This is a genomic window from Parafrankia elaeagni (genome assembly GCF_000374165.1).
In the GTDB taxonomy this organism is placed as follows: Bacteria; Actinomycetota; Actinomycetes; order Frankiales; family Frankiaceae; genus Parafrankia; species Parafrankia elaeagni.
The window spans coordinates 1-22,432 of sequence record NZ_KB893783.1 but is presented as its reverse complement, the minus strand read 5'-3'; the positions used below and the strand labels follow the sequence as shown (position 1 = coordinate 22,432).

Here is a 22,432-nt window from a genome sequence, read left to right as displayed (position 1 = left end):
TCGGCAGGAGGAGCGATGAACGACTGGGAGGCCGACGCCGTCCTCGCCGACGGTGCGACCGTGCAGCTCCGGCCGGTGTCGGATGCTGATCTCGCCAGCCTCGCCGCGCTGCGCGCCGGCCTGTCCGCGGCGGAGGCCGCGGGCCTGCCCTGGGCCGACAACCCGGCCCAGGCCCAGGACCAGGACCAGGCCCGTCCGGGCCGGTTTGCCGTGATGGCCCTGCTCCGGGGATGCCTGGTCGGCGTGGCCGAGTACGAACGCCTCGCCGGGACGGACCAGGCCCGGGTCGGCCTGCTCGTGGAGCGGGCGCACCGGCGGCGCGGCCTCGGGCCGCTGCTGCTCGAGCACCTGACCGCCGCGGCCCACGACCAGGGTGTCCGCCAGCTGGTCGCCGACCTGCCGGTGGACAACACGCAGGCGCTGGAGGCCTTCCGTGCGGCCGGTTTCGTCCACGCCGCCGGTACCACCGGACCCGTCCGGATGATGTTCTCGACGGCACAGGCGCCGCGGGCCCGTGGGATGTCACGGGCGCTGGAGCAGCGGGCCGAGGCGCGGAGCATCGCCCGGCTGCTGGCGCCGCGGACGGTCGCGGTGCTCGGCGCGAGCCGCGAGCCCGGCGCCGCCGGTCACGAGGTGTTCCGCCGGTTGCTGTCCAGCGACTTCCATGGTCCGGCCTATCCGGTCAACCCCGCGGCCCGGCAGGTGGCCTCCGTGTATGCCTATCCCGATGTGCGGGAGATCCCGGACGCGGTCGACCTCGCGGTGATCGCGGTGCCCGCCCCGCAGGTCGTCGACGCGGTCCGCGCCTGCGCGGAGAAGGACGTCCGGAGTCTGATCGTCGTGTCTGCCGGTTTCGCCGAGGCGGGCCCGGAGGGCCGTGCCCGACTCGCGGAGGTGACCCGGCTGGCCAGGGTGTCCGGGATGCGCCTGATCGGCCCGAACGCGATGGGCGTCATCAACACCGATCCGGCGGTCCGGCTGCACGCCACCTTCGCCGTCGGTGAGCCGGCGGCGGGCCGGGTCGGTGCGTTCACCCAGTCGGGCGCGCTGGCCGGCACGTTCCTCACCGAGTCGGCGCGACGGGCGATCGGGCTGTCGACCTTCGTCTCGACCGGGGACCGTTCGGATGTCTCCGCCAACGACGTCCTGCAGTTCTGGCAGTCGGATCCGCGCACCGACGTCGCCCTGCTGCACCTGCAGAGTTTCGGCAACCCGCGCAAGTTCGCCCGGATCGCCCGGCGGCTGGGGCGGAGAAAGCCGGTGGTGGCGCTCAAGAGCGGCGGCCGCTCGGCCGACCCGGCGCTGGACGCCCTGTTCACCAGCGCCGGCGTCATCCGCGTCGGCACGCTGGGGCAGCTGTTCGACCTGGCGGCGCTGCTGGTCACCCAGCCGCTGCCCGCCGGGCGGCGCGTCGGCGTCGTCGGGACGTCCAGCGCGCTGGCGGCGCTCGCCGTGGACGCCTGCCACACGGCCGGGCTGGAGGTCCCCGCCTTCGGCCCGGCGACAGCCGCCGCACTGCGGGAGGTCCTCGGCAGCGATCCGGAGCCGGCCAACCCGGTGGACCTCGGTGCCATGGCCGCCCCGGAGCGGTTCGCGGGGGCGCTGCGGGCCGTCGCCGGGTCCGATGATGTCGATGCCGTCCTGGTGCTGGTCACACCGCATCCCGCCGTGGACGAGCTGGCCCGCGCCGTGCGCGGGGTGGCCGCCGCCGGCCGGGTTCCGGTGGCTGCCTCGTTCCTCGGCCAGGACGGGATTCCGGCCGCGCTGGCCGCCGGGGACACAGCGGCGCCCGGCCGCGGCTCGGTGCCCTCGTTCACCTCCCCCGAGTCGGCGGCCTGGGCGATCGCCCGCGCCGCCGACCACGCGGCGTGGCGCGACCGGGAGCAGGGCACCGTCCCCGCCCTCGATCGGCTCGACCTGGATCGCAGCCGCGCGGCGCTGGCGGGCGCGGCGATGGACGGCAGCTGGCTGCCGTCGGAGCGGGTGGACGAGGTCCTCGCCGGCGCCGGCCTGGCGGTCTGGCGGAGCGAGCGGGTGACGTCCGAGCAGGAGGCGCTGGCCGCCGCCGAGCGGATCGGCTGGCCGGTGGCTCTCAAGATCGCCGACGAACGGTTCCGCGGTCGGCTGGACGTCGGCGCGGTGCGTCTCGGGCTCGCGGGGCCGGGGGCGCTCGGCCAGGCGTGGCGCACGATCCGGCTGGCGGTCGGGCCGGGTGACATGCTGGTGCAGCCGATGGCCCCGGCCGGTGTCTCGACTGTGGTCCGCATGACGCAGGACCCGGCGATCGGGCCGTTGCTGTCGCTCCGGCTCGGCGGGGCGGTAGCCGGCCTGCTGGTCGACCCGCTGGCGCGGGCGCTGCCGCTGACCGACCGGGACGCCGCCGAACTCGTGCGGGGCATCCGCGGTTCGGTCCTGCTCGTCGGCGGGGGCGGGAGCGCTCCGGCCGACATCGCCGCGCTGGAGGATCTGCTGCACCGGCTGGCCAGGCTCGCCGAGGAGGTGCCAGCGGTCGCGGAAGTGCTCCTCGACCCGGTTCTCGTCGGGCGCTCCGGGGTGGTGGTGCTCCATGCCGGCGTCCGCCTGCTGCCGCCGGAGACCGACCCGGACTCCCTGCCCCGCCGGATGACGGGAGCCGGTGTCGACTATTTCCGCTGACACCCGCTGCCGCCACCCGGCTCCGTCACCCGCCATGCTGGTGGCCGGATCAGCCGGCGACCGGCCGTGTGGCAACGGAGGAAAACATGGATCTCGAACTTGCGGGCCGGGTCGTGCTGGTCACCGGCGGGTCCGAGGGCCTCGGCGCGGCACTCGTCCGCCTGCTGGCGGCCGAGGGCGCGCGGGTGGCGTTCTGCGCCCGCCGAGCCGACGGGCTCGACCAGCTGGCCGCCGAGCTCACGAAGGCCGGCGCCGACGAGGCGAACCTCCTCCCGGTCGCCGCGGACGTGACCCGCCCGGATGACCTGGAACGCTTCACCGGGCTCGCGGTCGGCCGCTGGGGCCGCGTCGACGGCCTGGTGAACAACGCCGGGCGCAGTGCCGCCGGCCCGTTCGCGGCGCAGAGCGACGAGGTCTGGGAGGCGGACATCGAGCTCAAGGTGCACAGCGCCGTCCGGCTGACCCGCCTGGTGCTGCCGCACCTGGTGGCCGCGGGCGGCGGCAGCGTCGTCAACACGCTCGCGATCGCGGGGAAGGCCCCCGGCGCGGGGTCGACACCGACCTCGGTGTCCCGGGCGGCCGGGCTGGCCCTGACGAAGGCGCTCTCCAGGGAGCTGGGCCCGGACGGCATCCGGGTGAACGCGGTGCTCGTCGGCCTGGTGGAGAGCCACCAGTGGGAGCGGCGGGCGGCCGACCTCGGCGTCGGCGTCGGCGACCTCTACGCCGATCTCGGCCGGAGCTCCGGCATCCCGCTCGGCCGGGTCGGCCGCGCGCAGGAGTTCGCCGATCTGGTCGCCTTCCTGCTGTCGCCGCGGTCCGCCTACATCTCCGGCACCGGCATCAACCTGGACGGCGGGCTGTCCCCCGTCCACTGACCCGGGCGCGTCCCGCGCAGCTGCCGCGCGGCTGCCGCGCGGCGCCGGCGGATTGGCCCGGATGCGTGGGTATGGGGCTCTGACCTGCATAAACGACGTCGTCACGAAATTCGCATGCTTAACACGAACCCACCCGGGAAGCAGGAGGAAGCGAGCTACGCGATCACACGACTCCCCCGGAGGATGACAGTGAGCCTGATCAACAGCCTGCTCGAAGGACTCGACGCCAACGACCGCGAGCGGACCGTCGGGCTGATCAAGACCAACATCGCCGCGGATCTGGAGAACGTGGCCGCCGGCGCGGGCCCGGCCCGGCAGGTCGACGTGGGCACCCGTTCCCGCGCCCGCCGCTCGGGTTCCACCGCCGGACGCTGACGGCACGGCGTCCGGCCGGCACGGGCCGCATCTCCCGTGCCGCTCCGGTCAGCCAACGACACGGAAATTCCCCGATGTCCGACGTTCGTCCGGCGTGGACAGTTCTAGATGTCCGATTGCAGTACTAGGTTCTGGACGTTCGGCCGTGCTGACGGAGCTGGCGGCCGACCGCGGCTCGCGCCCGACGGCGATCCGCGCCACTCGACCGGAACCGCGCATCACCCGCTGCGCGGGGGCCTCCCGACGCCCGAGGGAAGATGCGCCTCGTTCACGCCGCTGACATCCATCTCGACAGCCCGCTGCGCGGGCTGACCCGGCTCGGCGACAGCGACCTCGCCCACCTGCTCCGGCAGGCGACCCGGCGCGCGCTGGCCAACCTGGTGGATCTGACGCTCGCCCGGCGGGCGGACGCGCTGCTGCTCGCCGGCGACATCTACGACGGCACCTGGCGTGACTACGCGACCGGTCGGTTCTTCGTCGAGCAGATGGGCCGGCTGCGGGACGCGGAGGTCCCGGTGTTCATGATCTCCGGCAACCACGACGCCGAGAGCGAGATCACCCGCACTCTGACGCTCCCACCGAACGTCACCGTGTTCCCCTCCGACGAGCCGGGCACCCATGAGATGGCCGACCTCGGCCTGGCCGTGCACGGCCAGAGCTACCCGACCGTCGCCGTGCACGACAACCTGGTCCGCCGCTATCCGGACGCCCGGCCGGGCCTGGTCAACGTCGGCCTGCTGCACACGGCGGCCGACGGGGCCGAGGGCCACGACAACTACGCTCCGTGCTCGACAGACGACCTCACCGGTACCGGCTACGACTATTTCGCGCTCGGGCACGTCCACACGCACCGCGTGGTCGCGGCCGGCGAGCACGTCGCCGCGTTCAGCGGGAACCTGCAGGGCCGCACGCCGCGGGAGACCGGCCCGAAGGGCGCACTCGTCGTCGAGATCACCGGGGGCGGGCCGGCCCAGGTCGAGCATGTTCCCTGCGACGTCGCGCGCTGGGAGCGGATCGCCGTGGACGTCACTGGGTCGGACAGCCTCGACGACGTGCTGGCGCTGCTGGGGCGGGAGCTGCGGGCGGCGCGGGCGTCCGCCGGTGACCGCCCCGTGGTCGCGCGGGTGGTGCTCACCGGGGCGTCGCGGGCCGCCGCCGAGCTCGCCGACGCCGAGCGGCTTCGCGAGGAGCTGCGGACCATCGCCGACGGCATGCAGGTCTGCCTGGAGAAGATCGCCGCCCGGGTGACCGACCCGGCGTCCGGCGGCGGCGTCGACCCGGAGCTGGTCGCCGCGGTGCGGGCTGCCACCGAGGCACTCGGCGCCCGGCCCGACCAGCTCACGCCGTGGATCACCCCGCTCGACCGTGAGGTCGGACGGCTGCTGCGCGGCGCCGGCCTGCTTGACCTCGGTGATCCCGGTACGCGCGCCGACCTCGTCCAGCGGGCCGGCGCCGGCCTGCTCGCCAGGCTCGCCGGAGGTGACGCCTGATGCGCATCCGTGCCCTGGGCCTGGAACGGTACGGCGCGTTCGAGGACCGGCGGATCGAGTTCGGCCCCGGGCTGACGCTGGTCGTCGGCGCGAACGAGGCCGGCAAGTCCACCACCCTCGAGGCTCTGTCCGACCTGCTGTGGACCTTCCGCGGCACCCGCCAGAGCTTCCACTACGGCCTGGGCGCGCTGAGCCTGACCGCCGATCTCGAACTGCCCGAGGCTCCCCCGGCAGGGCTGACGAAGCCGGCGGGGTCAGCGGGGGCGGCGGCCGGAACGGCAGCCGGGACGGCACGGCTTGAGATCAGGCGGCGCAACGCCGGCCTGCAGACGGTCGCGGACGGCGCGGCGTTCACCTCCCCCTGGGGCACCGGCGGCGCGGAGGAGCGCCGCCGGTGGCGCCGGGCGTTCGGGCTCTCCCACGCCGAGCTGCGTGACGGCGGCGCCCGTGTCTTCGAGGGCAGCGGCGATCTCGCCGAGCTCGTCTTCACCGCGCGCAGCGGCCGGGCCGTCCGCGGTCTGCTCGACGCACTCGGTGCCGAGATGGACGCCCTGTACAAGGCGCACCGCAACAGCCGGACGGTGAAGGTACGCACCGCGCTGGCGGACTACGAGCAGCGCGCCGAGCAGGCCGCGTCGTCGATGACCCGCGCGGCGCATGTGGAGGATGCCCGCCGCGAGCTGGCGCTGCGCCACCGCGACGCCGAGGCGGCCGCCAGAGCGGCCCGGACCGCCGCCGCGCACCGCGACCGCCTGGAACAGCGGGTCCGTGCCGCCGCGCACGTGCGGACTCTCAGGGCACTGCGCGAGCGGCAGGCCACGCTGCTGGCCGCCGGCCCCGCGCTCACCGCCGACCAGGCGGCGGCCTTCGACACGGTCACCGGGGAGATGACAGCGGCGACGGCGGAACTGGACCGGCTGACCGCCGAGCTGCACGACCGCGAGGCCACCCGCGCCACGTTGACGGTCGACGGGCGGGTCCTCGCCGACGGCGACGCCATCACCCGGCTCGACCGTGTCTGCCTCACCCGGCTGGACGACGACCGCCGGGCCCGCGAGCTGGCCGACGGGGCGGGCCGCCAGTCGGACCAGGCCCGCTCGCTCCTGCTGGGGCTGGTCGGGCCGAACGACGAACGGGACACCGCCGGGCTTCTCGATCATCTGCATGTCCCGCGGGACGTCGCCGCCCAGATCGACGCGCTCGCCGCCACGATCACCGATGTCTCCGACGAGCTGCGCCGCGCCGAGGAGGCGCTGACCGCCGCTCGCCGCAGCCACGGCGCGGCCACCGACCTCGCTCCCGGGCCGGATCCGGCCGCCGTCGGGCAGCTCAAGGCCGTCCTGGCCGCGGTCGGCAGCGAAGGGTCTGCATCCGTGCTGACCAGGGAGGCCGTCGGCGCGGCGGCCGAGGCGGTCCGAAGCCGGCGGGAGGCGCTGCGCCGGGCGGGCGCCCGCGACCTGGACGGCGCGCCGCCGGTGCTGCCGAGCCGGACCGAGGTGCGCGCGGCGGGCAGGCGGCTCGACGCGGCCGAGGCGGAACTGGCCCGGCGCGAGGAGGAGCTGGCCGAGGCGACCCGCGGCCTCGACCTCGCCGAGAGCCGGCTGGCCGAGGCCGACCAGCAGGACCTGCCGGACCAGGCCACGCTGGAGCAGGCTCGCACCGTCCGCGCCCAGCTCTGGGAGCTTCTCGTCGCCGCGGCCGACGCGGGGGCGGACGCGGCCGACGCAGGGGGCACGGGGGGCGCAGGGGGCGCAGTGCCGGCACCGCAACGGGCCCGGGAGCTCCTCCCGGTGCTCGCCGCGGGGATCGCCCGGGCTGACGAGGTCGCCGACCAGCTCATCCGGCACGCGGACCTCGCCGCCCGGCGGGGGCAGCTGCGGCGGGAGGCCGCCGTCGCCCGCGACCGGGTGGCGGCCGCGCTGACCGCGACCGCCACGGCGGCCGACCGGGCCGAGGAGACGCGTGCCGGCTGGGCAAGTCTCTGGGCCGGCGCCGCCCTCGCCGTTCCCGACCGGGAGGACGTCGACGACGTCCAGCAGGCGGCGGAGGAGGCCCACCGTGCGCACGCCGACCTGCTCGCCGCGCAGGAGCGCCTCGCCGGGCTGGGTGACCAGGCACGGGCCCAGGCGGTCGCGCTCGCCGAGGCGCTCGCCCAGGTCGGCGCGCCGGCGCCCGCCGCCGACCTGGACAGCCTGCTCGGGGCGGCGGCCGCCGCGCTCGCGGAGGACGACCGGGCCCGGGAACAGCGGGCCGCCGCGCTGCACCTCGGGCGGGTCGTCGAGGAGAAGGAGCGGGACCGGGAGAAACGCCGGGAGGAGCTGCGCGGTGCCGAGGAGGAGTGGCATGTCCTCGTCCGGCGGGCCGGGCTGGCCGATGTCACCGACCCGCGGGGCTGGACGGAGCGGCGCGCTGTGCTCGCCGAGGCCTCCGCCCTGCACGACCAGGCGCAGCGGGCGCTGCGTGACTCCGCGCAGGCCGCCGGGCGCTACGACGAGTTCGCCGCCGAGGTCCTCGGCCTCGCCGCCCGCCAGGGCCTGCATCCGGACCGCGGGGCCGAAGCACTGGCCGATCTGGTCGACCAGCTCAGCTCCCGGTTCCGGGCCAGCGCGCAGGACCAGGCCCGGGCCGCCGAGATCGACCAGGCCGTCACCGGGCTCGCCACCCGCGCCGACGAGGCCGCCCGGACTCGTGACGACGCCGCGGCCCGGCTCGACGCGCTGGGCGCCCAGGTGGTGCTGGCGCCGGGCCAGACCCTCGCCGACGCGGCGGCCCGCCACCGTGACCTCGCCGCCGTCGCCGTCGAGCTGGCCTCCGTCGATGTCCTCCTGCGCGCCACGGCGCCCGCCGACGAGCCCGACGATCTTGTCTCCGAGCTGGCGGGACGGACGGACGCCGATCTCGAGGCGGACCTCGCCCGCGCCCGCGACGACCACGAGCGGGCGGCCGCCGCCGACAAGGACGCCTGGACGTCGGTCGGCACGGTCGAGAAACACCTGCGCGACCTAGAGGGCGGCGCGAGCGCCGGGGAGCTGCACGCCCGGGCCCAGGAGTCACTGGCCCTGGTCGCCGAGACAGCCGAGCGCTACCTCATCGCCCGGATCCAGCACGAGACCCTCGGCCGCGAGCTGGAGGCGTACGAGCGCCGCCACGCCTCCCCGCTGCTCGCGGACGCCGGGCGTCTGCTCGAACGGCTCACCGGCAGCCGGTATGTGGCGCTGCGGGCCGTCGACCGCGGGGACGGCGCCCGGACGCTGCGGGTCGTCCGCGCGGACGAGCAGGAACTCGGGTCGGGCGAGCTGTCCGAGGGGACGGCCGACCAGGTCTTCCTGGCCCTGCGCCTGGCAGCCATCGACCAGCTCCAGCAGGAGCGGGTGGACCGTGGGGAACCGACGCTGCCGGTCGTCCTGGACGACATCCTGATGACCTTCGACGACGAGCGGGCACAGGCGGCGCTGCGGGTGCTGGCCGGGTTCGCCCCGCGCTGGCAGATCATCCTGCTGACCCATCACGAGCACCTCACCGACCTGGCCCGGACGGTGGTCGACCAGCTCCGCGACGACCCGCCGTCCGGTGAGAGCCTCGTCACGATCACCTGTCTGCCGGGTGCGAACGCACTCACCGCCACGCGCCCGCCGGAGCAGATCCGGGCCGCTACCGGCGGCCCGGTGTCAGCCGGGCCCGCCGCCCTGGCGCCGCCCGTGCCGGCGGAGGGGGGCGGCCCGGGCAGCGGCCCAGCCGGCCGCGACGCGGGCAGAATCCGGGTCTGGGCCCGGCGCAACGGCTATGACGTGGGCGACCGCGGCCGTATCCCCCGGGAGATCGTCGAGGCGTTCGAGGCGGCCCACCCCGCCTGAGCCGGCCCGAGGCTCGGGCCCGCGTCGGCCCGCGTCGGCTTCGGGCCTACTGGGCGCCGGTGCGCGGCCCGGTACCGTCGGGGGCGGCGGGAGGACCGCCCGACGAGAACCGACCGAAGGCAGGAAGCCGCGATGACCGGGCGCCAGAAGATCGCATATCAGGGCGAGCCGGGGGCGAACTCCCACATCGCCTGCCGCGACGTCTACCCGGATTTCGAGGCGGTACCGTTCCGGACCTTCGAGGAGTGCTTCAGCGCGCTGGAGGACGGCACCGTCGGGCTGGCGATGATCCCGGTGGAGAACTCGACCGCCGGGCGGGTGGCCGACATCCACCATCTGCTGCCGAACTCGGCCGTGCACATCATCGGCGAGTACTTCCTGCCGGTGCGCCACCAGCTTCTCGGCCTGCCGCAGGCGACCATGGACGACCTCAAGACGGTGCACAGCCACCCGCAGGCGCTGGCGCAGTGCCGGAACGCGATCCGCGGCCTGGGGCTCACCGCGGTTCCCGCGGCGGACACCGCCGGCAGCGCGCGCGAGGTGGCCGAGTGGGGTGACGTGACGAAGGCCGCGGTCGCCTCCCGGCTGGCCGCCGAGGAGTACGGCCTGCGGGTGCTGCACGCCGACCTCGAGGACGAGGAGCACAACACCACCCGCTTCCTCATCCTCTCCAACGAGCGGCTGCGCGCCGCGTCCGGCGTCGGGCCGATCGTCACCACCCTCGTGTTCAAGGTGCGGAACATGCCCGCGGCGCTCTACAAGGCGCTGGGTGGGTTCGCCACGAACGGTGTCAACATGACGAAACTGGAAAGTTGCATGATCAGCGGCGAGTTCGTCGCGACACAGTTCCTCGCCGACATCGAGGGCAGCCCGGAGGATCCCGCGGTCGAGCGGGCGTTCGCCGAGCTCGCCTTCTTCGCCGACTACCGCATTCTCGGGGTCTACCGGGCCAGCCGGTACCGCGAGCGGTACAGCCAGCTCCCGCAGGGTTCCTGACCCGGCATGCGGCGCGCCTTCCAGCAGGTCGACGTCTTCACCGCCCGGCCCTACCTCGGCAACCCGGTCGCGGTCGTCCTGGACGCCGACGGGTTGTCGACCGCGTCGATGCGGCGGTTCGCGGCCTGGACGAACCTCTCCGAGACGACCTTCGTCCTGCCGCCGACGACTCCGGCCGCCGACTACCGGGTCCGCATCTTCACCCCGACCGCCGAGCTGCCGTTCGCCGGCCATCCGACGCTGGGCACCTGCCACGCCTGGCTCGCCACGGGCGGGCTGCCCCGTGACGGTGGACGGATCGTCCAGGAGTGCGACGCCGGCCTGATCACCGTGCGCCGCGACGAGCCGTCGGGGCTGGCCTTCGCCGCGCCGCCGCTGCTGCGCTACGAACCGGCGGACGCCGAGCTGCTGCTGCACCTCGCCGAGGTGCTCCGACTGGCCCCCACCGACATCGTCGCCGCCCAGTGGGTGGACAACGGGCCCGGCTGGGTGGCGGTCCTGCTGGACTCGGCCGACGCGGTGCTGGCGCTGCGCCCGGGGGCGGTCGACCTCGCTGTCGGGGTGATCGGGCCACACCCGCCCGGAGCGGCGGCCGCCTTCGAGGTACGGGCGTTCACCCCCCAGATCGCGACGGTCGAGGACCCGGTGACCGGCAGCCTGAACGCCTCCCTCGCGACCTGGCTGTTCGACACCGGCGGCGTGCAGGACGCCTACACGGCGCGGCAGGGCACGGTCCTCGGCCGCGAGGGGCGGGTGCGGCTCTCCCGCACCGCGGACGGGACGGTGTGGGTCGGCGGCGACACGGTGACCTGCATCCGCGGCGACGTCGCACTCTGACGACCGGAACCAGCCCCGCGGGGACCCGGGCCAGCCGCCCGCGCCGGGAACCGGTCCTGTCGGACCGGGCGCCTACCGTGGACGCATGTGCCGCAACATCACCGAGCTGCGCGGGCTGCAGCCGCCCGCCACCGACGACGAGGTCGAGGCTGCCGCCCGGCAGTTCGTCCGCAAGGTCAGTGGGCTCCGCCAGCCACCGCCCGCGGCAGCCGGCGCGTTCGAGGCCACGGTGGCGGAGGTCGCCGCCAGCGTGCGCCGCCTGCTGGGCGAGCTGCCCGAGCGCCGTCAGCCACCCGGCACGGTGCCACCGCTGCGCCGGCCGGAGGTGGCGGCCCGTATCCGGGCAAGGGCGCCGGAAACGCCATGAGTGAGAGGACCATAGCCGGGCATAGTGGCGGGGATGCTGCCTGTCCGCAGGCACCGCGAGGCGATCGCCGCGGCCTCGGTGGCCGTTTCGCCCGCACCCCGGGTGGCACCGGGCCGCACGGCGACGGCCCCGACGGCCCCGACGGCGGCATCCCGCCGCAGATCTCGCTGCAGACCTGATCCATCCCCGCGGGATCTGATCCCCGCGCCGCCGCTGCCGCGGCGCGGGCAGATCACCGGTGCGGGCAGATCACCGGTGCGGGTGGATCAGCGGCAGGTCAGTAGACGAACTGCTTGCCGCCCTTCATGACGAACGGCACCCGCTGCAGGACCCGGATGTCCTCGAGCGGGTTGCCGCGCACGCCGATCACGTCGGCGAGCAGGCCCTCGGCCAGCCGGCCCCGGTCGGTCACGTCGATCAGGTCGGCGCCGACGATCGTCGCGGCCTGGATCGCCTGCAGCGGCGTCATCCCCCGGTCGACGAGCGCGACCAGCTCGAGCGCGTTCTTGCCGTGCGGGATGGCCGGCGCGTCACTGCCGACCGCGATCTTCACACCGGCCTCGATCGCGTTGCGGATCGAGGCCTTCGCCTTCGGGAAGATGAGCGCGGCCTTCGCCTGGATCTCCGGCTCGGAGCTGCGCAGGATCGGCATGTCGTCGATCAGTGCCTGGGTGGCGACCACCCAGACATCGTTCTTGACCAGCAGGTTGATCGTGTCATCGTCGATCATGAAGGCGTGCTCGATGCAGTCGACCCCGCACTCGACCATCTGCCGCACCGCGACCGAGCCGTGGGTGTGTGCCGCCACCCGCAGGCCCCGCCGGTGCGCCTCGTCCGTGATCGCCGTCACCTCGGCGTCGGAGTAGTGCCGCGCGCCGGAGGAGCCGGTGTTGGTCATCGCCCCGCCGGAGCCGCACATCTTGATGACCTGCGCCCCGTGCTTGATCTGGTAACGGACCGCCTTGCGGACCTCGTCGACCCCGTTGGCCAGGCCCTCCTCGACGGTCAGCTTCAGCACGTGCGGCGCGAACGCGCCGAACATCGTCGGGTCGAGGTGCCCGCCGGTCGGCGTGATCGCGTGGCCGGCCGGGACGATCCGCGGACCGTCGATCCAGCCCGCGTCGATCGCCTTCATCAGCGCGACGTCCAGCAGGTAGCCGCTGGTCTTGCAGAACAGGCCGAGGTTGCGCACCGTGGTGAAGCCGGCCCGCAGGGTGCGGCGGGCATTCTGGGTCGCACGCATCATCCGCAGCGGCGGATCGTCACGCATCTGCCCGGTCAGGTGGTGCTCGCCGGGCCCGCCCATGAGCAGGTTGAGCTCCATGTCCATCATCCCGGGCATCAGGATCAGGTCGCCGAGGTCCATGACCTCGCCCTCGGGCTGGCCGCCCAGGCCGACGATCCGATCGCCCTCGATCTTCAGCACGCCGGGCCGGGTGATCTCGCCCGTGTCGACGTCGAGCAGGCCCGCGGCCTTGAGCGTCAGCATCCCGCATCCTCCTGGTGGGTGATCGCGTACCCGACCGCGGTGTGCCCCGCGCGCCAGGTGTACCCCTCTATGTCTAACTGAGAATGTCGCTATGTCTAGCGGAGAACGCCGCGCCGCGCATGACCGCATCCATCGGATCAAGACGCTGGCCAGGCTGGGCGGAGGGGCGTTCCGGAGCCCCCTCGCCGCGCCGATCGTGGGAACCTTGACGCTCCGACGCCTCTGGCATTAAACACCCGTTCAGAGACATGTCACGCCCAGCACGGACGCGAAGGGGCACGATGACCGACGTCTCGATGATCATCAATGGGGAGCGCCGCACCGCTCCCGCGACGTTCGCGGTGGTGAATCCGGCGACGGGCGCGGTGCACGCGCAGGCGCCGGACTGCTCCCGCGCCCAGCTGGACGCGGCCTTCGACGCCGCCGCGAAGGCCTACTCCGGCACCACCTGGAGCCGGGACGAGGCCGCCCGGCGCGCCGCCCTGGCCGACGCCTCGGCACGGGTGCGGGCGGCGGCGGACCGCATCGCCCCCGTCCTGGTCGCCGAGCAGGGCAAGCCCCTCGCCGCGGCGACGATGGAGGTGCGCGGCGCGAGCTACTGGCTGAAGTACTTCTCCCGGCTCGAGCTGCCGCGTGAGGTCATCCAGGACGACGACCGCGCGTTCGCCGAGGTGGTCCACCGCCCGATGGGCGTCGTGGCCGCGATCACACCGTGGAACTTCCCCGTCATGCTGGCGAGCTGGAAGATCGGCCCCGCGCTGCTCGCCGGCAACACGATGGTCCTCAAGCCTTCTCCCTACACGCCGCGCAGCACGCTGCTGCTGGCCGAGGTCCTCGCCGAGGCCCTCCCGCCCGGTGTGCTCAACGTGGTCTCCGGCGGCGACGAACTGGGCCGGTGGATGACGTCCCACCCGGTCCCGCGCAAGATCAGCTTTACCGGATCGGTGCCGACGGGCAAGCACATCGCCGCGGCCGCCGCCCCGGACCTCAAGCGGGTCACCCTGGAGCTCGGCGGCAACGACGCCGCGATCCTGCTCGACGACGTCGACCCGGCCGCGGTGACCGAGAAGATCTTCCTGGGTGCCTTCGACAACAGCGGCCAGGTCTGCTCGGCGATCAAGCGCCTCTATGTTCCCGAGGCGCTGCACGACGACGTCGTCGAGGCACTCGCGGCCCGCGCCGCGGCGGCGAAGCTCGGTGACGGCATGGAGCCCGGCACCGAGCTCGGCCCCATCCAGAACCGGCCCCAGTTCGAACGGGTCGGCGGGCTCGTCGCCGACGCGATCGCCGGCGGGGCGAAGGCCGCCACCGGCGGCGCCCCCGTCGAGGGTCCCGGGTTCTTCTACCAGCCGACCGTGCTCGTCGGGGCCACCGAGGGCAGCCGGATCGTCGACGAGGAGCAGTTCGGCCCGGCGCTGCCGGTCCTGCCCTACCGGGATGTCGACGAGGCGGTCAGCCGGGCGAACGCGACCAGTTTCGGGCTGTCCGGCTCGGTCTGGTCCGCCGACCCCGACCGTGCCGGCGCGGTCGCCGACCGCCTCGAGTGCGGCACCGCCTGGGTGAACGCCCATGTCGCCCTCGGGCCGCACCAGCCCTTCGGCGGGTCCAAGTGGAGCGGCATCGGCGTCGAGAACGGCCCCTGGGGCCTCGCGAGCTACACCGAGACCCAGGTCCGCTACCGCGCCCGGTCCTGACACCCGGCGGCACCCGGCGGCGCCGGCAACGACTCGGGCGGGGCTGGGCGGGTAGGCAGTCCGCATGACGGGGGACGAAGCCAGCGGCGGCGGGAACCACCACACCGCGGAGGTGTGCGTCGTCGGCGGCGGGCCGGCCGGGATCATGGCCGGCCTGCTGCTCGCCCGCAGCGGCCTGCGCACCTGCGTGCTGGAGAAGCACGACGACTTCCTGCGTGACTTCCGCGGCGACACGGTGCATCCGTCCACGCTGACGCTGCTCGACCGGATCGGCCTGGGCGACGCCACCCGGGCGCTGCCGGGGCGGCGGGTGACCAGCCTGCGGTTCACGTTCGCCGACGGGACGTTCCAGGTCGCCGACTTCACCCGGCTGCGCGGCGATCACCCGTACCTGTACTTCGTGCCGCAGTGGGACCTGCTGGAGATGCTGGCCCGCGCCGGCGCCGAGCTGCCCACCTTCACCCTCCTGCGCGGCCGTGAGGTGACCGGCCTGCTCCGGGACGGGGCGCGGGTCGCGGGCGTCGAGGCACGCGGCCCCGACGGCCCGGAGACCGTGCGAGCCCGGCTGACGATCGGCGCCGACGGCCGCGGCTCCGTCGTCCGCGCACGGCTCGGCCTGCGGACCCGGCGGTTCGGCGCCCCCATGGACGTCCTCTGGTTCCGCCTCTCCCGGCGCCCGGCCGACGGGGACGGGCTCGGTGGCCTGGTCGGCGCGGGCGAGCTGCTCATCCGGATCGACCGGGGCGGCTACTGGCAGGTGGCCTTCCTGATCCCGAAGGGGGGCTACGGCACGGTGCGGGCCGACGGCCTCGCCGCGCTGCGCCGCCGGGTCACGGAGATCGCGCCGGTGTTCACCGACCGGGTCGGTGAGATCGAAAGCTGGACGGACGTCCGGCTGCTGACCGTCCAGGTCGACCGGGCCCGGCACTGGCACGCGCCCGGCGCCCTGCTCATCGGCGACGCCGCCCATGCCATGAGCCCCATCGGAGGTGTGGGCATCAATCTCGCGATCCAGGACGCCGTCGCGGCGGCGCGCCTGCTCGCCGGGCCGCTGTTGGCCGGCCGCGCGGACGGGTCGGCACCGACGCCCGGCCAGCTCGCCGCGGTGCAGCGCCGACGGACGGTGCCCACGGTCCTCACCCAGCTGATGCAACGCGCAGCCCAGCGCGCCTTCCTCGGCCCGGTGCTGCGGGCCGCCACCCCGCCGCCGGCACCGGCGCTGATCCGGCGTGTCGCCGCGAGCCCGGCCGCGCAGGGAGCCCTCGCCCGCATCGTCGGGATCGGTATCCGGCCCGAAACGCCGGGACGCCCCACCGGCGGCGACCTGCCCGCCCTGCGCGACCCCACGGCGGGAAGCCCGCGCAGGTTCTGACCCGCGCTCCGGGCTGACCGCGGACATCTCGCTTTTCCTGCGCTCGGATGTCAACCGAACTCCCACCTCTGGGCTCTTTACAGGTGACCGTTCCTCCGGCGACCTCATCTCGGGAAATCGTCGGCGGCGGCTGGGGGTGATGTGGATGGCGGAACAGTCCGCCTCGAAGACGGTGACGCTCAAGCGCTTCGGCCGCGTGCCGCCGGACGCCACCCTCGTCCCCGGCACCTGCCGGCACGGGGGACTCCCAACGGTCGGGGCCGTCACCGCGGCACTGGCCGTCACCGCGGCACTGGCCGTCGTTCTGGCGTCCAGCACGGTCATGGTGACGCAGCACCGCTCCGCCCGCGAAGCGGGAAGCCACCCCGGGACTGCCCGCGAGGCCCTGGACCAGATCTGGGGTGTGGACGTCGGGTGGATGCCCGCGGGCTTTCACCGGCGGACCCGCGAGGGCGAGTACTTCCGGAACAGCCGAGACCCACGGCGGGACCATTTCGAGGTCCGGGTGGTCTATACCGCCGAGCAGGCCGCCGTTCCCGTCATCGACCGCTCCGGCAACGCCGCACCGGCCACGTACGGGATCGCTGTTCGGCGCGGCCCGTCCGTCGACCTGGCCGCGGAGGCCGCGATGGCACCGGCCGCCGGTTGGGAGACCGTACGGCCGGCGGCTGTCGGAGCTCACGACGCCGTCCTCCTGCGCGCCGAGATCGACGGCCACCCGTCCTACTCACTGCGGTGGAGCCCCGGTCCCGGTCTTGTGCTCAGCGTCGGCGGCGGCCGGGCGGACGACGTTGCCCGGATCGCGGCCAGCCTCCTGCTCAACCCGGTGCCACCGGGACCGGCCGACGTGGCCGCGGCGGGGACGTCGGCCGAAGTCGCGGTGCGGGCCTGCCTCGGCGCGGGGGGAGGAATCCGCGACATCGGTGGGGCCGATGGTCTCGTCGTCGCGCAGGTCAGACCCGTCGTCTTCCTGAACGCGACCGAGGCCATGGCTGGTTACGAGCTGCGGGCACCCACGGCACCCACCACACCCACCACACCCACCGCAGCCACCGCAGCCACCGCAGCCACCGGGAACGCCCGGGTCAGCACGACCGTGAGTGGCGTGATGGAGCTCGTGGCGACGCGTTCGGGATGGAGACCTCGGGCCTGCCCCGCGTACGGAGCGCCGCCGATCTCAGGTGTGCGCCCCCGTCGGCAGGGTCAGGATGTCGACTCCGTCCTCGGTGATGGCGATCGTGTGCTCACTGTGTGCTGTCCGGCAGCCTGTCGCACTGCGCAGGGTCCAGCCGTCGGCGTCGGTGACGAGTTCCGCGGTGTCCGCCATGACCCACGGCTCCAGTGCGAGCAGCAGCCCGGGGCGCAGTCTGTAGCCACGGCCGGGCCGCCCGGTGTTGGCGACATGCGGGTCCTGGTGCATCGTCGATCCGATGCCATGGCCGCCGAAGTCGGTGTTGATCGGGTACCCCGCCGCGCGCAGGACGGAGCCGATGGCATGGGAGATGTCGCCGATGCGAGCCCCGGGCCCGGCGGCGGCTATCCCCGCGCCCAGCGCGCGTTCGGTCGCGTCGATCATCGCGATGCTCTCCGGGGGCCTTGACTCGCCCACGACGAAGCTGATGGCGGAGTCCGCGGCGACTCCGCCCCTGGACACGGCGAGATCGAGTGTCAGCAGGTCGCCGTCGGCAAGCGCGTAGTCGTGGGGCAGCCCGTGGAGCACGGCGTCGTTGACGGCCGTGCAGATGTAGTGGCCGAACGGCCCGCGGCCGAAGGACGGCGCGTAGTCGACGTAGCAGGACTCCGCTCCGGCCTGCGCGATCATGACCTTGGTCCACCGATCGATGTCCAGGAGGCTCGTGCCGACCGCGCTACGGCTTCTCAGCGTCTGCAGAATGTCGGCGACGAGGGCACCCGTGTCCTTCGCTCGGGCCACTTTGGCGGGGCTCAGGATCTCGATCATGCGGCACCCCTCTCGCGCTACCAATAATTATCCCGGCCATATTATACCGGTACTATAATTGGAACCATGGTCAGGTTGCCGCTCACCCCCGCAGAGGTCGAGCGTGGGAAGCGCCTCGGCGCCCTCCTACGCCGGACCAGGGGCGAGCGCTCGATACTCGACACCGCGCTGGACGCAGGTGTCTCACCAGAGACTCTTCGAAAGATCGAGTCCGGTCGCGTGGCCACCCCCGCCTTCCCGACCATCGCGGCGATCGCCGATGTCCTCGGGCTCTCCCTCGACGACGTGTGGGCCGAGATCAAGCAGCCCGGCAGCGAGGTCGAACCCACGGACTCAGGCCGCGGCGCACGCGAGCGGTTGGCCTCGTAGGGCTCAGTCGGCGGCGGGCGGGTACCCGTCGGCGGCGAGGCTGTCCAGGACGGCGGTCGCGATCGCCTCGAGGGCGTCTACCTGCGCGTCGGTGAGGGCGTCGAACACCCGCTCGCGGACGAAGGCGACGTGGGCGGGGGCGGCCCGCTCGATCACGGCGCGGCCCTGCGCGGTCAGCACGACGAGGGCCCCGCGGCCGTCCTCGGCGCACTCCTCGCGGGCGACCAGCCCGCGCCGCGTCATCCGCGCCACCTGATGGGACAGGCGACTCTGCTCCCAGGACAGCTCCCGGGCGAGCCGGGTCACCCGCAGGCGGCTGCCCGGCGCCTCGCTCAGGTGGACCAGGATGTCGTAGTCGGCCAGCGAGATCCCGGCGTCCGCGGTGAGCTCGCGGCCCATCCGCGCGGACAGCCGGCTCGCCATCAGCAGGTAACGGCGCCAGGCCTGCTGCTCACGCGGGTCGAGCCAGCGCGGATCGCCCTGCCCACGCCCACCCGCCGGACCCTGGAATGCCCCGTCCCCGCCTCTGGTTGACACGCACATATCTTAATGACACGTCATGAAATGGGAAGGGGCAGCCATGACCGGCGCGACAACGAGGCCGCGGGTCGACATCCGCCGGGCGGACGACCGGGCGAAGACGAGGCTGCACTGGCTCGACTCCAAGCACTCGTTCTCGTTCGGCCATCACTACGACCCGTCGAACACCCATCACGGGCTGCTGCTGGTCAACAACGACGACAACGTCCGCGCCGGAACGGGCTTCGAGACCCACCCGCACACCGACATGGAGATCGTCACCTGGGTTCTGCAGGGCTCGCTGGTCCACCAGGACTCGACCGGGACCTCCGGGGTGATCTACCCGGGTCTCGCGCAGCGGATGAGCGCCGGGCGGGGCATCCTGCACTCCGAGAAGAACGACGCCTGGCGGCTCACGGGAGGCGGCGACCCGCACGACGACCCGGTGCACTTCGTCCAGATGTGGGTCCTCCCCGACGAGCACGGCATCGACCCGGGGTACGAGCAGCTCGAGATCGACGACGAACTGCTCCGCGGCGGACTCGTCACCGTCGCCTCCGGGATGGACCGGCACGACGGCGCCACCGCCATCCGGATCAGGAACCGGCACGCGGCGCTGCACGTCGCCCGGCTCACGCCGGGGCAGAGCGTGGAGCTCCCCGACGCGCCTTACCTGCACCTGTTCGTCGCCCGCGGCGAGGTCGTGCTGGAAGGGGCCGGCCCCCTGAGGGAGGGGGACGCGGTGCGGTTCACCGCGGTCGGCGGCCAGCGGGTCACCGCCGTCGAGCCGGCCGAGGTGCTGGTCTGGGAGATGCACGCCGGCCTGGCCGTTTCCGCCTGAGGCGGCCGTCCGTCACCGCCCGCTGCTCCGCGGAGCCGCCGGTGGTGGCGGCGGTGGCGGTGGCGGCGTGGAGCGTTGCCCGCGGGCACGTGGAGTCGCAGACTGCCGTCCCATTGACATCCTCTCCGGTTTCACGGTCACCCGGCTCCGCGCTCCCGCGGAGCCGTCCGGTCACCGCCTCTGACCCGCGGCAGTCCGCCCGCCGGTGCGGCGGAGCCGAAAGGATCACAGGTGCGGGTAACACTCGCCTCGGCCATGTTGACGTCGGCGATGACGTCTGTCCTTGTCGCCCCGGCGGTGTCCGCCGCGGCGGCCGGGACGTCCGAGCCCAGGTCCTCCGGCAGCACGGCAGCCTCGGCCGGTGCGGCGGACGCGCTGGTCGTCGGGCTCGGCACCGAGGATCTGGTCGGGGACATCGACATCGAGGTGGACATCGATCCGTTTCACATCGACCTGGAACCCGACCGTGAACCGCCGGATCTGGCCGGCCTCCCCGGCCGTGTGGACGGCCAGCCGACCGGCACGCGCCCAGGGCCGGCCGGCCGGCCGACGCCCAGCGGCTCCACGCCCGCGCCCGCACCCGCACCCGCACCCGCGCCCGCGCCCGCGCCCGGACAGGCTGCCGGGCCGCTGCCAAGCCCCCGCGACAGGCCTCTGGACCCGGGCAGCCGTGAAGTTGTCGGCGCCGCAGGCGCGACCAGCGTGGGTGGCTCCGCCCCTTCCACGAGCATCGCCGGTTCCGCTACCCGTGGTCCGGTTGGTCCGGTTGGTCCGGTGGGCCGGGTCGAAGCGGCTTTTCAGGACGGCGACCGCACGGCCCCGGCCGCGGGCCGGGGAGGCGCGGGTGGTAAGGCGGAGCGCTCGCCGGCGGAGCGGGTACTGCTCGCCGGGACGAACTCCCTCGGGGTTGCGCTCGCCGCGCTCGGGCTGGCCGGCGCGCCGCTGGCCCGCGGTCTGCGTCGCGGGCCAGCGGGCCGCGGCAGCCGCCCGGCGTCGGGTGGTCACCCGGGCCGGGCCCTGGCCCGCGCCGCGGAGCCCACGGCCCTGGTCAGTGCTGCACGAGGTCCGCGTATTCGGGGTGGCGGTCGATGTAAGCGCGGATGAACGGGCACTGCGGGATGACCGCGAGGCCCTCGGCGCGCACCGCGGCCAGCGCGGCGGCGGCCAGCGCGGAGCCGACCCCGGTCCCCTCGAAGGCCGGTTCGACCACGGTGTGGGTGAAGGTCACCGCCCGGTCCGAGCGGGTGTAGGCGGCGAAGCCCGCCACCTCACCGGTCGGAGTGCGGGCCTCGAATCTGCGGGCGGCGGCGTTGTCGACAACAGTTACGTCCATGGGGCCATCCTGGCCCGCGCGCCTGCGCTCAGGCGACGTCCAGGATCTCGTCGACGGGGCGGCGCGGGGTTGCGGCCAGTGGCGGCAGGTCCGGATCGGGGCGGCCCACCCGCAGCAGCATCTGCACGTGCCCGGCAAGGCCGAAGGACGCACGCAGCTGCTCGCGGAGCGCGGGGAGGTCCAGGACCTGGCCGAGCGGCGAGGCTGCCAGGCCCCGTTCGGTCGCGGTGAGAAGCACCCTGCCGGTGGCGGCCCCGCCGAGCAACCGGTCGACGGGCCGGTCGCTGTCGGTGCCGACGGCCAGCAGCACCGGATGCTCGACCGGCGCCGGCGCCGCTCCCCCGCCGGCTGGCGTGCCACGGGACGGAGCCACCGAGGAGGTGTCGCCGCGGGCCACGTCGAAGTCGCGCAGCACGAACTCCGACTGGCGGGACTCCGCCACACCCCCGACCACCTCGGCGGGCAGGCCGTCCGCCGCGGTGGTCGAGTCCCGGCGCCAGCGCAGCAGCTCCTCGGCGTAGGCGGGGTCGTGGGTCTCCTGCCAGTCGGCGCGGGAGAGCAGGACCGACGCCGTGATCCGCGAGTCCGTGTCCTCGACGAACCAGGCCCAGGCCGCCTCGGTCTCGGCGGCACGGCGCAGCGCGGACACGTCGTCCGGGCCGAGCCGGCCGCGTTCCCCCGCCAGGAACGGGCGCCGGTCGGTGTGCCGCACGGCGATGGCCTGCGCCAGGTCCGTCTCGGCGGCGGTCGCCGGCTGGCGGCCGGTCACCGTGATCGTGGCGAGCGGGTCGCGGGCTGTCGGCGGGCCGGTCTCCTCGAGCGGCCCGTACGTCACCTCGGGCACCAGGCCGCGGGACCGCACCGCGAAGCGGGCGAAGGCCAGCGCCGCGCCGCAGCTGATCAGCAGCTGGCGTCCCTCGTGGTCGGCCACCTGCAGCAGCCGTTCGGGATCGGCGAAAAGGTGCAGGCCGGTGCCGTCCAGCCGCCACCGCCAGGGCTGGGTGTTGTGGATGGACGGCGCGAGCGCGGCCAGTTCGACGATCGCGCGGGCGTCCTGCTCCGTGAGGCGTACGACGGTGTCGACCATGGGCCCTCTCCTGTCCTTGACATCCTCTCCGGCCTGAAGGCCGGAGATTCCTGTACCTCGCGACACAGGTTCCTGCTTCACCAACGGACGCCTCTCACTCCTGGGAGCGAGGTGGTCTCACTCCCTCTCCACAGGCAGCAACCGCGAGCCCCGCGGCCAGAATGTTCGTCGCCGCGTTCACCTCCCGATCGTGGACCGTGCCACAGCGATGGCAGGACCATTCCCGGACGTCGAGCGGCAGCTTCCCCACCCTCGACCCGCACACCGAACAGGTCTTCGATGACGGGTAGAACCGGTCGATCGCGATGACGGTGCGGCC

General features: G+C 74.2%; 20 protein-coding genes. 13 read left to right on the top strand and 7 right to left on the bottom strand.

The window, feature by feature from the left end:
- The first annotated feature begins 15 nt into the window (after window positions 1-15).
- The 9 genes from B207_RS0129520 to B207_RS40345 all read left to right on the top strand — a co-directional run bounded on the left by B207_RS0129520 (window position 16) and on the right by B207_RS40345 (window position 11,628).
- Window positions 16-2,655: a bifunctional acetate--CoA ligase family protein/GNAT family N-acetyltransferase gene (locus B207_RS0129520; protein ID WP_018640300.1), complete on the top strand. Its 2,640-nt coding sequence runs from the start codon at window positions 16-18 to the stop codon at window positions 2,653-2,655.
- A gap of 86 nt (window positions 2,656-2,741) precedes the next feature.
- Entirely contained in the window at window positions 2,742-3,530 is a 789-nt protein-coding gene (locus B207_RS0129515) for an SDR family oxidoreductase (protein ID WP_018640299.1), read from the top strand.
- 189 nt (window positions 3,531-3,719) lie between these two features.
- Window positions 3,720-3,905 carry a hypothetical protein gene (locus B207_RS0129510; protein ID WP_018640298.1) on the top strand — a complete coding sequence of 62 codons (186 nt, stop codon included), beginning with the start codon at window positions 3,720-3,722 and terminating at the stop codon, window positions 3,903-3,905.
- Between the two features lie 257 nt (window positions 3,906-4,162).
- A complete protein-coding gene (locus tag B207_RS0129505; protein ID WP_018640297.1) occupies window positions 4,163-5,395 on the top strand; it encodes a metallophosphoesterase family protein in 1,233 nt (410 codons plus the stop codon).
- Entirely contained in the window at window positions 5,395-9,249 is a 3,855-nt protein-coding gene (locus B207_RS42465) for an AAA family ATPase (RefSeq protein WP_018640296.1), read from the top strand. Before B207_RS0129505 ends, B207_RS42465 begins: the two co-directional genes overlap by 1 nt.
- 132 nt (window positions 9,250-9,381) lie before the next feature.
- A complete protein-coding gene (locus tag B207_RS0129495) occupies window positions 9,382-10,245 on the top strand; it encodes a prephenate dehydratase (RefSeq protein ID WP_018640295.1) in 864 nt (287 codons plus the stop codon).
- Between the two features lie 6 nt (window positions 10,246-10,251).
- Window positions 10,252-11,082, top strand: coding sequence for a PhzF family phenazine biosynthesis protein (locus B207_RS0129490; protein WP_018640294.1), 831 nt, complete (start codon window positions 10,252-10,254; stop codon window positions 11,080-11,082).
- Window positions 11,083-11,167: 85 nt separating this feature from the next.
- On the top strand, window positions 11,168-11,449 hold the full coding sequence (locus B207_RS0129485) for a DUF2277 domain-containing protein (RefSeq protein ID WP_018640293.1): 282 nt from the start codon (window positions 11,168-11,170) through the stop codon (window positions 11,447-11,449).
- Complete coding sequence (locus tag B207_RS40345) at window positions 11,446-11,628, top strand: hypothetical protein (protein ID WP_154675713.1); 183 nt, start codon at window positions 11,446-11,448, stop codon at window positions 11,626-11,628. The genes B207_RS0129485 and B207_RS40345 overlap by 4 nt, the downstream gene beginning before the upstream one ends.
- A 98-nt stretch (window positions 11,629-11,726) precedes the next feature.
- Here the strand turns inward: B207_RS40345 and B207_RS0129480 are convergent, their stop codons facing one another.
- The gene (locus B207_RS0129480; protein WP_018640292.1) at window positions 11,727-12,938 is read right to left on the bottom strand and encodes a metal-dependent hydrolase family protein; all 1,212 of its coding nucleotides are present in this window, start codon (window positions 12,936-12,938) and stop codon (window positions 11,727-11,729) included.
- 281 nt (window positions 12,939-13,219) lie between these two features.
- Here B207_RS0129480 and B207_RS0129475 point away from each other — a divergent pair, with 281 nt between their 5' ends.
- Both B207_RS0129475 and B207_RS36305 read left to right on the top strand, forming a co-directional pair.
- A complete protein-coding gene (locus tag B207_RS0129475; protein WP_018640291.1) occupies window positions 13,220-14,632 on the top strand; it encodes an aldehyde dehydrogenase family protein in 1,413 nt (470 codons plus the stop codon).
- A gap of 64 nt (window positions 14,633-14,696) precedes the next feature.
- Window positions 14,697-16,004 (top strand): FAD-dependent oxidoreductase, encoded by a 1,308-nt coding sequence (locus B207_RS36305; protein ID WP_018640290.1) that lies wholly within the window; start codon window positions 14,697-14,699, stop codon window positions 16,002-16,004.
- Window positions 16,005-17,181: 1,177 nt separating this feature from the next.
- Here B207_RS36305 and map read toward each other — a convergent pair.
- Window positions 17,182-17,964: a type I methionyl aminopeptidase gene (gene map / locus B207_RS0129460; RefSeq protein ID WP_018640288.1), complete on the bottom strand. Its 783-nt coding sequence runs from the start codon at window positions 17,962-17,964 to the stop codon at window positions 17,182-17,184.
- Window positions 17,965-18,030: 66 nt separating this feature from the next.
- Between map and B207_RS0129455 the strand changes: the two genes are divergently transcribed.
- Window positions 18,031-18,333, top strand: coding sequence for a helix-turn-helix domain-containing protein (locus tag B207_RS0129455; RefSeq protein WP_018640287.1), 303 nt, complete (start codon window positions 18,031-18,033; stop codon window positions 18,331-18,333).
- 3 nt (window positions 18,334-18,336) lie between these two features.
- On the opposite strand, the gene B207_RS0129450 is transcribed toward B207_RS0129455, so the two are convergent.
- Entirely contained in the window at window positions 18,337-18,876 is a 540-nt protein-coding gene (locus tag B207_RS0129450; protein ID WP_018640286.1) for a MarR family winged helix-turn-helix transcriptional regulator, read from the bottom strand.
- A gap of 37 nt (window positions 18,877-18,913) precedes the next feature.
- On the opposite strand from B207_RS0129450, the gene B207_RS0129445 reads away from it, so the two are divergent.
- Window positions 18,914-19,693 carry a pirin family protein gene (locus B207_RS0129445; protein ID WP_018640285.1) on the top strand — a complete coding sequence of 260 codons (780 nt, stop codon included), beginning with the start codon at window positions 18,914-18,916 and terminating at the stop codon, window positions 19,691-19,693.
- A 137-nt stretch (window positions 19,694-19,830) separates the two neighbouring features.
- Here the strand turns inward: B207_RS0129445 and B207_RS0129440 are convergent, their stop codons facing one another.
- The 4 genes from B207_RS0129440 to B207_RS39280 form a co-directional block, all read right to left on the bottom strand.
- Window positions 19,831-20,127 (bottom strand): hypothetical protein, encoded by a 297-nt coding sequence (locus tag B207_RS0129440; protein WP_018640284.1) that lies wholly within the window; start codon window positions 20,125-20,127, stop codon window positions 19,831-19,833.
- A 614-nt stretch (window positions 20,128-20,741) separates the two neighbouring features.
- A complete protein-coding gene (locus B207_RS0129435) occupies window positions 20,742-21,026 on the bottom strand; it encodes a GNAT family N-acetyltransferase (RefSeq protein WP_018640283.1) in 285 nt (94 codons plus the stop codon).
- Window positions 21,027-21,054: 28 nt separating this feature from the next.
- Window positions 21,055-22,113, bottom strand: a complete 1,059-nt coding sequence (locus B207_RS0129430; protein ID WP_018640282.1) for an Acg family FMN-binding oxidoreductase — start codon at window positions 22,111-22,113, stop codon at window positions 21,055-21,057.
- Between the two features lie 94 nt (window positions 22,114-22,207).
- On the bottom strand, window positions 22,208-22,432 hold a 225-nt coding region (locus B207_RS39280), incomplete at its 5' end, for a zinc ribbon domain-containing protein (RefSeq protein WP_154675712.1).

What these genes read in the sequence shown, in the direction of transcription:
- B207_RS40345 (WP_154675713.1), top strand. Translation starts at nt 11,446, where the DNA reads ATGAGTGAGAGGACCATAGCCGGGCATAGTGGCGGGGATGCTGCCTGT.
- B207_RS0129485 (WP_018640293.1), top strand. Translation starts at nt 11,168, where the DNA reads ATGTGCCGCAACATCACCGAGCTGCGCGGGCTGCAGCCGCCCGCCACC.
- B207_RS0129445 (WP_018640285.1), top strand. Translation starts at nt 18,914, where the DNA reads ATGACCGGCGCGACAACGAGGCCGCGGGTCGACATCCGCCGGGCGGAC.
- B207_RS0129495 (WP_018640295.1), top strand. Translation starts at nt 9,382, where the DNA reads ATGACCGGGCGCCAGAAGATCGCATATCAGGGCGAGCCGGGGGCGAAC.
- B207_RS0129490 (WP_018640294.1), top strand. Translation starts at nt 10,252, where the DNA reads ATGCGGCGCGCCTTCCAGCAGGTCGACGTCTTCACCGCCCGGCCCTAC.
- B207_RS36305 (WP_018640290.1), top strand. Translation starts at nt 14,697, where the DNA reads ATGACGGGGGACGAAGCCAGCGGCGGCGGGAACCACCACACCGCGGAG.
- B207_RS0129440 (WP_018640284.1), bottom strand. Translation starts at nt 20,127, where the DNA reads ATGTCCACCTCGATGTCGATGTCCCCGACCAGATCCTCGGTGCCGAGC.
- B207_RS0129475 (WP_018640291.1), top strand. Translation starts at nt 13,220, where the DNA reads ATGACCGACGTCTCGATGATCATCAATGGGGAGCGCCGCACCGCTCCC.
- B207_RS0129435 (WP_018640283.1), bottom strand. Translation starts at nt 21,026, where the DNA reads ATGGACGTAACTGTTGTCGACAACGCCGCCGCCCGCAGATTCGAGGCC.
- B207_RS0129430 (WP_018640282.1), bottom strand. Translation starts at nt 22,113, where the DNA reads ATGGTCGACACCGTCGTACGCCTCACGGAGCAGGACGCCCGCGCGATC.
- B207_RS0129515 (WP_018640299.1), top strand. Translation starts at nt 2,742, where the DNA reads ATGGATCTCGAACTTGCGGGCCGGGTCGTGCTGGTCACCGGCGGGTCC.
- B207_RS0129520 (WP_018640300.1), top strand. Translation starts at nt 16, where the DNA reads ATGAACGACTGGGAGGCCGACGCCGTCCTCGCCGACGGTGCGACCGTG.
- B207_RS0129505 (WP_018640297.1), top strand. Translation starts at nt 4,163, where the DNA reads ATGCGCCTCGTTCACGCCGCTGACATCCATCTCGACAGCCCGCTGCGC.
- B207_RS0129480 (WP_018640292.1), bottom strand. Translation starts at nt 12,938, where the DNA reads ATGCTGACGCTCAAGGCCGCGGGCCTGCTCGACGTCGACACGGGCGAG.
- map (WP_018640288.1), bottom strand. Translation starts at nt 17,964, where the DNA reads ATGATCGAGATCCTGAGCCCCGCCAAAGTGGCCCGAGCGAAGGACACG.
- B207_RS0129450 (WP_018640286.1), bottom strand. Translation starts at nt 18,876, where the DNA reads ATGTGCGTGTCAACCAGAGGCGGGGACGGGGCATTCCAGGGTCCGGCG.
- B207_RS0129455 (WP_018640287.1), top strand. Translation starts at nt 18,031, where the DNA reads ATGGTCAGGTTGCCGCTCACCCCCGCAGAGGTCGAGCGTGGGAAGCGC.
- B207_RS42465 (WP_018640296.1), top strand. Translation starts at nt 5,395, where the DNA reads ATGCGCATCCGTGCCCTGGGCCTGGAACGGTACGGCGCGTTCGAGGAC.